The sequence below is a fragment of the Suilimivivens sp. genome (assembly GCF_037359455.1).
Classification (GTDB): Bacteria; Bacillota; Clostridia; order Lachnospirales; family Lachnospiraceae; genus Suilimivivens; species Suilimivivens aceti.
Map to the genome: position 1 here is coordinate 42,293 of NZ_JAXXXI010000049.1, position 10,133 is coordinate 52,425.

Annotated in this window: 12 protein-coding genes and 2 pseudogenes; 2 read left to right on the top strand and 12 right to left on the bottom strand. The window is 45.9% G+C overall.

The window, feature by feature from the left end; genetic code table 11:
- Positions 1 to 11 precede the first annotated feature (11 nt).
- The 8 genes and pseudogenes from WJQ40_RS10350 to WJQ40_RS10385 form a co-directional block, all read right to left on the bottom strand.
- Positions 12 to 809, bottom strand: coding sequence for an alpha/beta hydrolase (locus tag WJQ40_RS10350; protein ID WP_337539920.1), 798 nt, complete (start codon positions 807 to 809; stop codon positions 12 to 14).
- A 16-nt stretch (positions 810 to 825) separates the two neighbouring features.
- Positions 826 to 1,731 (bottom strand): alpha/beta hydrolase, encoded by a 906-nt coding sequence (locus WJQ40_RS10355; protein WP_337539922.1) that lies wholly within the window; start codon positions 1,729 to 1,731, stop codon positions 826 to 828.
- A 15-nt stretch (positions 1,732 to 1,746) separates the two neighbouring features.
- Positions 1,747 to 2,190 carry a class I SAM-dependent methyltransferase gene (locus tag WJQ40_RS10360; protein ID WP_337539952.1) on the bottom strand — a complete coding sequence of 148 codons (444 nt, stop codon included), beginning with the start codon at positions 2,188 to 2,190 and terminating at the stop codon, positions 1,747 to 1,749.
- Positions 2,191 to 2,287: 97 nt separating this feature from the next.
- Positions 2,288 to 2,734: pseudogene (locus tag WJQ40_RS10365) on the bottom strand (class I SAM-dependent methyltransferase); the annotation flags it as partial.
- A gap of 66 nt (positions 2,735 to 2,800) precedes the next feature.
- Positions 2,801 to 2,980 (bottom strand): hypothetical protein, encoded by a 180-nt coding sequence (locus tag WJQ40_RS10370; RefSeq protein WP_337539925.1) that lies wholly within the window; start codon positions 2,978 to 2,980, stop codon positions 2,801 to 2,803.
- Positions 2,981 to 3,230: 250 nt separating this feature from the next.
- The gene (locus WJQ40_RS10375; protein ID WP_337539926.1) at positions 3,231 to 4,202 is read right to left on the bottom strand and encodes an alpha/beta hydrolase; all 972 of its coding nucleotides are present in this window, start codon (positions 4,200 to 4,202) and stop codon (positions 3,231 to 3,233) included.
- A gap of 2 nt (positions 4,203 to 4,204) precedes the next feature.
- Entirely contained in the window at positions 4,205 to 4,969 is a 765-nt protein-coding gene (locus WJQ40_RS10380) for a carboxymuconolactone decarboxylase family protein (RefSeq protein ID WP_337539929.1), read from the bottom strand.
- A gap of 3 nt (positions 4,970 to 4,972) precedes the next feature.
- Entirely contained in the window at positions 4,973 to 5,512 is a 540-nt protein-coding gene (locus WJQ40_RS10385) for a flavodoxin family protein (protein WP_337539932.1), read from the bottom strand.
- A gap of 106 nt (positions 5,513 to 5,618) precedes the next feature.
- Here WJQ40_RS10385 and WJQ40_RS10390 point away from each other — a divergent pair, with 106 nt between their 5' ends.
- Together WJQ40_RS10390 and WJQ40_RS10395 are read left to right on the top strand one after the other, a co-directional pair.
- Positions 5,619 to 6,056 (top strand): MerR family transcriptional regulator, encoded by a 438-nt coding sequence (locus WJQ40_RS10390; RefSeq protein WP_262575788.1) that lies wholly within the window; start codon positions 5,619 to 5,621, stop codon positions 6,054 to 6,056.
- Between the two features lie 603 nt (positions 6,057 to 6,659).
- A pseudogene (locus WJQ40_RS10395) lies at positions 6,660 to 6,764 on the top strand (toxin-antitoxin system protein); the annotation flags it as partial.
- A gap of 148 nt (positions 6,765 to 6,912) precedes the next feature.
- Here WJQ40_RS10395 and WJQ40_RS10400 read toward each other — a convergent pair.
- The 4 genes from WJQ40_RS10400 to WJQ40_RS10415 all read right to left on the bottom strand — a co-directional run bounded on the left by WJQ40_RS10400 (position 6,913) and on the right by WJQ40_RS10415 (position 10,060).
- Positions 6,913 to 7,977, bottom strand: coding sequence for a hypothetical protein (locus WJQ40_RS10400; RefSeq protein ID WP_337539934.1), 1,065 nt, complete (start codon positions 7,975 to 7,977; stop codon positions 6,913 to 6,915).
- A gap of 221 nt (positions 7,978 to 8,198) precedes the next feature.
- Positions 8,199 to 8,447 carry a hypothetical protein gene (locus WJQ40_RS10405; RefSeq protein ID WP_055171115.1) on the bottom strand — a complete coding sequence of 83 codons (249 nt, stop codon included), beginning with the start codon at positions 8,445 to 8,447 and terminating at the stop codon, positions 8,199 to 8,201.
- Positions 8,448 to 8,516: 69 nt separating this feature from the next.
- Positions 8,517 to 9,455, bottom strand: coding sequence for a hypothetical protein (locus tag WJQ40_RS10410; RefSeq protein ID WP_337539942.1), 939 nt, complete (start codon positions 9,453 to 9,455; stop codon positions 8,517 to 8,519).
- A 59-nt stretch (positions 9,456 to 9,514) separates the two neighbouring features.
- A complete protein-coding gene (locus tag WJQ40_RS10415) occupies positions 9,515 to 10,060 on the bottom strand; it encodes a hypothetical protein (protein ID WP_337539944.1) in 546 nt (181 codons plus the stop codon).
- Positions 10,061 to 10,133 lie beyond the last annotated feature (73 nt).

Below are 10,133 nucleotides of genomic sequence, written 5' to 3' on the forward strand. Positions count from 1 at the left end.
CTTCCTTTCCTTCAGCCTCTTTCGTTTTGAGCAGCCGATGTGTGTGTCAGGAACTCCATAATTCTCCGGTAAAAATCCTGCGGATACATCATCACAAGCTCCGCGTGATCCATCTTCGGAATTTCATGCAGTTCCACCTGTGGAAAATATTGCTTAATAAAGCAACCATTACTGTGTCGTGCCTGCTTTTCCTCCCCGCCGTACCAATAAGTGATTTGGCAGCCCATTTCAGCCGGCTTCGTTGGCAGAGTATAGTTGTTCGCCGACCAGAAGATGTTGCGGACGGTGCGTTTTGAATAGGTTTTCAGATACGCTGCCAGCGCGTCATATTCCTTCACCGGATCGCGTCCCGGTATCGTCCAGCGCTCCGGCGGATAGACCGTCTCAAGGATCTTGCGATTCTTCGCTATGAGCCTGAAACCAAGCTCGTCACGCAGGCAGGCGAGACGGCGCAAAATCAGCGGCATCCGATACGGCGTAATGCCCGCATCAATGACGGCGCGCTCGACCGGGATTTTTCCCAAGGCAAGAAAGCGAGTCAGACACGCACCGCCCAGAGAACAGCCGTATGCCGCGTTCAAGCGGATAATTCCGTGCGCTTGCAGCCAATCTGACACCTCGTCCACTGTCGTCTCCACGGAGATAAAGTCTTCTCCCGTTTCGCCGTGACCGTCATAGACGATCTGCATCACATGATAATCCTGTGAGAGTAGACCAACCGAGTCGGCGAACACCCACTCCGGCTCCGCCGTGCATGGCAGAAATAGTAGCGTCTTTTCATGTTCTTTTCCGTATTCCAAAACTCTCATATTACCGGCTCCGATCTCATTTCTTCAAAATATCTGTAATCTTTGCAAAATCCTCGCGCGCCTCCTTGAAGATTGGCAGCATACAGTAGCAATGCACCATCTTCGGGCGGGCGGACACTGTATAGGGAACCTTAGCGCGTTTGCAGGCCTCCTCAAAGTCCGGCAGCGCACCGTATAGCACCTCATCCGCAGAATAGAAGAAGTGAATATCGCCAACGCCGGTAAAATTCCCCCGGGAGCCGGAGAGCATATAGTCCGGCACATTCTTACAGCCACGCCGCATAAACTTTTCCACTGTCACCATAAAGGCATAATCAATGGAAACGTCTCTTTCATTCAATGCCTTCATCCGCGATTTTTCGCCATCGTTCCATGGCACTTCGCCGGGTGATACGGCAACGATATGCCGTGGCTGCGGCAACGGCTCCGGCTGCGCATTATTGTGCGCCGCAATCCCCAGAGCCAGTGCGCCGCCGGAGGAAAAGCCACAGGTGCTGACATTTCCACCGCCGTACAATTTGAGCATTCTGCGGTAGCATTCATAGACCATTTCGTAGGTTTCGGTGATACAATGCTCCATGCAGAGCGGGTAGAACGGAAACCACACATCGCAGCCGGTTTCACGGCACAGCTTACGCATGACTGGCAGATCGCCCTTATCCGGGTCGATCACCATACCGCCGCCGAAGAAATAGAGGATGGCGCGCTTTGACGGATTCGGATTTTCACGGACGATCAGGCATGGAAAGCCGTTGACTTCTATCGTCTCATAATATGCCTTGTGGTCGGTCGGCGTAAAAACGCCGCGATGTCGGTTTTGCTTTTCAATTTCCTTTCGCAATTCGTTCTCCGGCAGTGCGAAAGACTTTTTCACCCCGGAGAGTCTATACACTGCCCGCAGGATGGATGCAAAAATGCTCATGGCTTTTTTCTCCTCTCATTTCCGCGCAGTAACGCACAGCCAGCCTTTTTTATTTTTGTGGCTCTGAATCTTACAAAATCCTGCTTGCTCCAGATATGCCTTCAGGGCAGTATCCGTGTAGATGGTCATACCATCAATGATCTTCGTCCATTTGTCGTCTTTTGCTGTTTCTCCATTTGCTTCGTTACAGATGAAAAAAGTCCCGCCGGGTTTCAGCACCCGATAGACTTCTCTGAAATTTTGCGCAAGCTCCGGCCAAAAATAGACCGTTTCAAAGGCGGTCACTACCTCAAACTGCTCCACTTCAAACGGCAGCTCTGCCACACTTGCCTGCTGCACGGTACACCGCCCTGCCGCAATGGCACTTGCATTGGCCTTTCGCGCTTTTTCTACGCTGACAGCCGAGTAGCCGATGCCCTGCACCTTGCCTTTGGGGCACAGTTTTAATAGCGTTTTGATGTTCGCCCCGCCGCAGCCGCAGAAAACTCAGATACTCCTCGCTCGTCCACCTGCTATGCAGAGGGAAGCCTGCCAATCTCATAAAATAGGCTTTGATCCTTCCCCTAAGTGAATTTTCCGCGTGAGTAAAGGTTGGCGCGATCAACACACCATCGTCCTTCAGCACCCGTTTGATTTCTCGCAGTGATTTCTCTGGCTGCGGCACGATGTGCAATGCGTTGGATACGATCACCACATCAAATGAATTACCTGCGTATGGCAAAGAAAACATATCCTGCACGGAAAAATGCAGCTTCGCAGAGCAATGTCCCCGCTTGGCTTCTGCAATCATTTCGGGAGAGGCATCCGTCGCCTCAATGTGAGCCGTTACTTTTACGATATGCTTGGCGATCAGTCCCGTTCCTGTAGCCAACTCCAGCACTGTTTTGTCTTTCACGACCGGACGGATCAGCTCATATATTTTTTCGTATACTGCCCTGTCTTTTCGCATAAAGCAGTCATACAGACCTGCATTTCTGTCCCAGAAATTCTTGTGTTCTCGCATTGCTGTCTCTCCTTTTATAGTTAGATTTATCTAACCAGCACGCGCGCATTGGCAAGTTAGGTTCGGCTAACTCATGTATTTAGGAAAAGCCGCATTTCTGCGGCCTTTCGGCTTATACAAATAGCTTGCTGCATCACATATCTGCGTTTTCAGCCACTGAGGATAACGCTTCTCGATCTGCTCCTTGTAGAAGCAGCCAAAATCTATTTTTCGCACCGTTGCGGTGGCCTTTGTCTTCTTATCCATATTATACCGTGCTTGCTTCTGATTTGCAATGGTATAAGAGCAGTTAAAAATCAACATTATTAAAAATTATTTTTACAAAAAAACCGATGCAACATGAGCATTACACCCACACTGCACCGGACATTCCATCATCAACTGCTCTTTTTTCTAAAGAGTCTGTATTTCGTTTCAGTACATCCGATGCAGAAACAGTAGAAACTTGATATAAACCTTCCTCCAGATGCTTACGCAAAACACATAATATGCCGCTTTATCTCAAATACTCCGTAAAGAATGCATTGAGCTTTTCAAACGGAATGATGTCCATCTGATCGTAAAGGTCAGTGTGGCTTGCACCGGGGATAATGAGCAATTCCTTGTTGTCCCCGGTCAGCTTGCTGTAAGCCGTCTCGCTGAAATAGCGGGAGTGCGCTTTCTCTCCGTGCACCAGCAGTACGGCGGAGCGGATCTCGCTGCTGTATTGCAGGATCGTCATATTCAGGAACGACAGCGAGGAGGTCACATTCCAGCCGCCGTTGGAATTCAGGCTGCGGGGATGGTAGCCTCGCGAAGTCTTATAGTAGGCGTAATAGTCCTTTACAAACTGCGGTGCGTCCTCCGGCAGCGGATCGACCACACCGCCTGCCAGAGCATAGGTACCGTTTTTGTAATCTGCAGTGCGCTGTGCATTCATGGCTTTTTTCTTCTCATAGCGTGTCTGCTCAGAATCCTCAGCATCAAAATATCCGTTGGCAGTTACACGGGTCATGTCGTACATGGTCATGGCCGCTGTAGCTTTGATGCGGGTATCAATGGCAGCAGCGTTGATCGCCATACCGCCCCAGCCACAGATACCGATGATACCGATGCGCTCTGGGTCAACATTCTCCTGCACGGAGAGGAAGTCCACCGCTGCGCAGAAATCCTCGGTGTTGATGTCCGGCGAAGCGACATAGCGGGGTGTACCGCCGCTCTCTCCGGTGTAGGACGGGTCAAAGGCAATCGTCAAGAAGCCAAGCTCTGCCATTTTCTGTGCATACAGACCGGAGGACTGCTCCTTTACCGCACCGAACGGACCGCTGACGGCAATAGCGGGCAACTTGCCCACCACACTCTTTGGCGTGTACATATCCGCCGCCAGTATGATGCCGTAGCGGTTGTGAAAGGTTACTTTCTTGTGATCCACCTTGTCGCTTTTTGGGAACACCTTGTCCCATTCCTGTGTCAGATTCAATTTTTCCATATTCAGACCTCCTTGCCTGCTGCTTTAAGATATACTGTGTTGTCCACGGCTTCCAACCATTCATTGGAGGTTTCATCCCCTGGAACCTCTACTGCCAGATGAGAGAACCAGCTATCCGGTGCTGCGCCGTGCCAGTGCTTTACACCAACAGGAATATTTACCACATCGCCGGAACGGAGCTCCTGTGCCGGTTTGCCCCATTCCTGATAGTAACCTCGACCAGCCACACAGACGAGGATCTGTCCGCCGCCGCTTTTGGCGTGATGAATGTGCCAGTTGTTACGGCAGCCGGGTTCAAAGGTCACATTGTAAATGCCGACCTGCTGCGTAGAAAGAGGTACGAGATAGCTTTGCCCGATAAAGTATTTCACAAAGTCATCATTGGGTGTTCCGATAGGAAATACCATCTCGTTCTGGTGTTTGGCTTTTGCGTCGGCAGCATCGTCCTCCGCCCATACCTCCTTTGCCATACGGAAGGCCGCCCACGCCTTGGGCCAGCCCGCATAAAATGCCGCATGGGTCAGGATCTCCGCAATTTCCGTTTTGGTTACACCGTTGTTCTTTGCGGTTGTCAGATGGTACTGAAAAGACGAATCCGTCAGTCCCTGCGCCATCAGCGCCACCACTGTTACAATGCTGCGGTCCCGCAGGGAAAGCTTGTCTTCTCGGCTCCACACCTGCCCGAACAGAACATCATCATTCAATTCCGCAAATTTTGGAGCAAATTCCCCTAGAGCATCTCTGCCTGCCGTTTGTTTGATTGCCATGGCTCACACCTCCTTGCCCATCTGATAAGCTTGCTCCAGTGCAATATGACCTGCGATCTCTCCCACGCCGTTTACACCGCCCGCAAACACTGTGCCAGCCAGTGCACAGCGGGGGAAGCAGTCCACCCAGCCCTGCACGGCTTTCTCTGTGCCCGCAAAGGTTTCCGGTGCGTCCTCTGCCGCTGTTGCCAGCAAGTAGGCTTTCGTAAAGGCGTAGTCCGTATCGAACAATGGGTTGGCACGATCCAGCATAGTCTTGAGCTGACCGCTGACGCAGTAATAGTAGACGGGGGTTGCGAACACCAGCACATCCGCATCGTGCATTTTGGCGGCAATTTCCACGGCATCGTCTTGGATGACGCAGTGCCCCAACTTCAGGCAGGCAAGACAGCCCTTGCAGAAGCCAACCTGCTTTTCCCGCAGATATACGGTTTCTACCTGATTGCCTGCCTCCCGTGCGCCCTTGGCAAATGCTGCCGCCAGCGTTTCAGAGTTGCCGCCCTTACGGGGACTTGAGGAAATGATTAGTACCTTTTTATTCATCGTAGAACACTCCTTGCATTTTTATATTCTTTGTGTTATTCTCATAGTAATACCTAAACCTAACTTTAGGTCAAGATATTTTTTGAAAATTTGGGGAGGGAAATTTATGTATTCTATTGGACAGGTGGCAGAGATGTTCGGATTGCCTATCTCCACGCTGCGCTATTATGACAAGCAGGGACTTTTTCCGAACATGGAACGAGTATCCGGCATCCGCAAATTCGGTGACACGGAGATTGAAGCACTCCGGGTCATTGAATGTCTGAAAAAAGCTGGCATGGAGATCAAGGACATCCGGCAATTCATGGATTGGTGTGTAGAAGGGCCGTCCACCTACCCACAACGCAAGGCACTGTTTGAGGCGCAACGGTCGCACATGGAGGCAGAGCTTGAGCAGATGAACCGCACTCTGGACATGCTGAAATTCAAATGCTGGTACTATGAGCAGGCAATCAAAGACGGCAGTGAGGACAGACTAAAGACACTGATTCCCGACCACTTGCCGGACGGAATCCGAAAAGCATATGAAAACGCACATAGCTAACCTTTCCGTACTCCGTATCGTCTGATTTTGTCGAAAAATGCCTCGTCGGTTTCACAACGAGGCATATGATGCTTGCAGATCGACAAAATGCTTTTTAGATTTTCTTCGCAATCGTAGACAGCTCCGAAATAATGCTCAGAAGATCATTTTTGACTTCCTCTTTGCTTGGCTCGCTGCCCATCAGAAGATAATCCGTGCTGACATGGAGAATGCAGGACAGTTCGATCAGCAAATCAATGGAGCAGCTGCGCTCCCCGTTCTCCTTGCGGCTGAAAAGCCTGTAAAATAGGGAAAGTTAGAAAGATATTTCTGCAAACTTGAATTGAGATTTTACCAAGGGATTTAATAACTGATATATTTTATTATCAAATATCTCCCAAGTCCTTGAAAACACTAAGTTTATCACAGGTGAGCTTTCCTCTATTGTTTCCCTTGTGTTATATCGTCCCACCAGTGTTTACGAACTCTGATAAGGGTAAATACAAGGGCAAAAAAATCTGATAACACATTATAACACAAAATGAAAATGACATGGTGAACTGATTGAAATGCTTCTGATTTTTGTAACAAATGATTGATTGAATGATAAGGAGATTTGATACGATGAGAACAATATTTGCAAAATACAATCCACAACGTAATAGTATTGATGTTTATACCTCTGCGGGCTATATGCTCCGCATTGACTGTTGGGAAGCAGAAAAGAATTTTTTTATTTCCTGCTCCAAGCAACATCTGTATTACTTTTTAGTGTATTCCTGCCTCTGCTTGCTTTGAATATGTCAATAGCTGGTTTACTGTGCTTACATTCATCCTCTTACCTCAATCTGTATATAATATCTTCAAATTACGGTTCTCAAATACCCCAAAATTTAGATGCCAGCTCCCGGTTTATGATAGATGAAAGAAAATTAGGATTATTATTCTGGAACACTTTCAGACTTTCAAAAAAAGCCGCTCTATTCTCTGTCTTTATATCTGAAAAAGTTGCATCCAGCTTCTGATCTTTTACATTTTTCTCCACATATTCCTCCGACTGCTTTTCGTAATTATCAACCATCGAAGGATTCTTTTTCACTGCCCCTTCATACCAATTTGTAAGGTATTTTAATGCATTAAGCTGTCTGTCCTCATTGCTGCTTTCTTTACTAATCTTCTGATATTCCGTGTATGCACTGCCGTCCATCGTCCTCATCATATCAAGCGCATTTGTAGTCTTTACTAGATTGCTACCATGTCCAAGATATGTACCTTTCCCTACTCCATAGTCCATATTTCCGTTATTGTCAGCTTTTCCTGCGCTCGCAAGCTTTGCGATAGACTCCATTGCTTCCAAAAATGGTTTTCTGCTATCTTCCGGGATAAAATTCTCTGCCGCATATTCCGCTTTTTTCATACCAAGTGAAATATTTGCCTGCCGTTCTTCCTCTGTCATAGAGCCAGTATTTCCGACAAGGAAATTCTGACGGATGATATCATACACAAATCCCTGTTCCTCTTTGCTGCAGTTCTCCACCGCAGATGCAACCGCCTTGTCTGCACCATACATTCCGGAATATGCCGGAAGTTCTAGTGAGTTATCAACCTGCGTAATTTCTTTTTGGAACGCTGCATTTCTCGCCTCCATTGATTCCCGCTGCTCTTTCGTTACATTGGCATCCACTATACCTTTCTTGTTTTCCACAAGTGCAGCCATTCCATCTCCCGAAAATTCAACAATAACCGCATCTCCATACTGCGAACCGATGTCCTTCATCGCCTGCAGGGTTTCTTCCCTTGACATCTTGTCCATAATCTTATTGCCATGTTCATCTGTAGTGTTAAATTCATACTTTACAAGGGTGTCTTTCTTATATATACCATTCCCATATGAGGGAATATTCGTTGTTCCTCTGTAAAACTGACCGTAATCAATATTCATAATACATCTCTCCCATTTCGTTTTATGTTCAGTAATTAATGATAACTATTTTATATATCGAACCACTTGTGTAATATTTCTATACTTCTTTATCTATCTTGCTCGATGTCAAAGAAGAATCCGTCTTAGAGTACGTACCATTATTTGTATAGGTTGCACTCGCCCGGTTTGCAGCATTCAATATACCAGTTGCTTTCTGCGATATTTTGCTTACAAAAGAATTATATCCTGTAAAGACCGTTTTCAGCGAACTGATATCTGCCTGCTTTAAAAATAGAGTCTTGTTCCGTTTTATCAGTAGCATTGGCAGCCTTTTGTGCCAGTTTCTTAATCTCACTCACAAATTCAGTCTGTGTTTTCGTACTTTTTCCTTTCGATGGAATATAAGACCAGTTTGGTTCTCCATTACTACCAGAAGTAATTAACTGTTCCCTTCCAACTGTTCCTATATTTGAAAAAGCGATTCCCATAAATCCACCTCCAACAGCTTGAAGTTTTAATAAAAAGTTTTGTCTAATTAAATGTCTGCAGCTTCTCAATTATTCTCGTATTTTAGATGCCAGCACGGTATAAAATTCTTTTTCCTGTTGCAGATATGCTGCCCTTTCATCTGTAACTGCTGCCAGCGGATTTTCTATTCTCTCCAATACTTTGTCGATAGCTGCTAAACAACTTTCTTTCGTTTCACCAAAAATATTGTCATCACCACCTGTCAGAAAATCCTGCTCTACCGATAGCTGCGTTAATGTACTGGTTACATCTGTCTGAAATGGATTAAAACCAGTTTCTTCCAATGTTTCCTGATACGCCGCTTTTACACTCTCCGGCACTGTCTGAAGGTAATAATCACTAATATATGCAACCTGCTTTTTGGTCTTTTCGTCTGCAAACTGATAGGTTCTGTTATTCGCTTTTAACTGTTCATATGCCGCCTGCGCATCACTGTTCGCTTCTGACTCATACCAACCATCTTTATTTTTGCTATATTTCATACCATTGACCGTAAAATCTTTGGAAGTGTCTATACCCAGATAAGACATAACATCCGTAATTCCTTCTGTATACCGGGCATATTCCTCCTTTGAATGTGCTACAGTAGTCATTGTCCCACCTGCATTTCGCAGCATGGATGCCAATGCATCTGCCATTCTCTGTGCTTTTACATATGATTGTGTATCATACGGATTATCTCCACCAGAAACCTCTACTCCATGCGCCGTAACCGTAAGCACATGACCTCCATTAACACGGATCCTTTGCCCTTCCGCAATATTAACAGAATTATTCTGTCTGCTAAGTGACGAACTCTTCGCCAATTTTATAGGTGTTTTTAACACTTGAACCAAATCTTCTACCGGATTTAGTAAGTGCTGCGACATCGCCTCATTATAGGTTTCCTTATCTTTAATAGCTGTATTTTTGTAATTAGATGTAAGTCCTCTTGTATTAGGATTAATATAACTTGATATTGACTGCATTGTCTCAATCTCCTTCGTTTTTTCTAAATTCTCTCCTTCTATGTCCAAATAGCTAAGCCTTATTTGTACTTACTATTTGCACTTGTCAAATCAAGATAAGCATCCATACTTTTCGTCCAAAGCAACGATAAATCAAACCTTCCTAATTTGTTTAAATCTTCTATGCACTCTTTAAACATTGAAATAAAATCTCTTCTGTCATTAAGCCCCATATTACCAGCTTCAAGCGGCAAAGACGTAAAACCTCCCTGCTTCTCCACTTTGTAATGTGCCTCCAATGCACGCATTTCGACTACTGTGGCGTTTGATGGATCAACGTCATTGATATATATTCTTTGTTCAAACTCTTTTCCGTTTTCATCCACACCTTTCGCTAACACCACTGGATTTTCATCCGTCGAATCATCCGCATATTTAAGGCAATAAGAAAGACCTGTACCATTACCTCCTGTCCACAACATATTATCTGTTGTGAATATCTGGTATACCTTTGGTGTTTCAGCCGTATAAAATATCTTTTCCGCAGATGCAGGGGCTTTCCTATTGTTGCCTTTTTGTTGACCATACCATGAAGATACTGTATTTAAATCAGAACCAACGTACATACTTCTGTTCCTCCTATTTCAATATCATTTTTGCATCATGCATAAAATTATTCTCCTATTTTGGATGCCAACA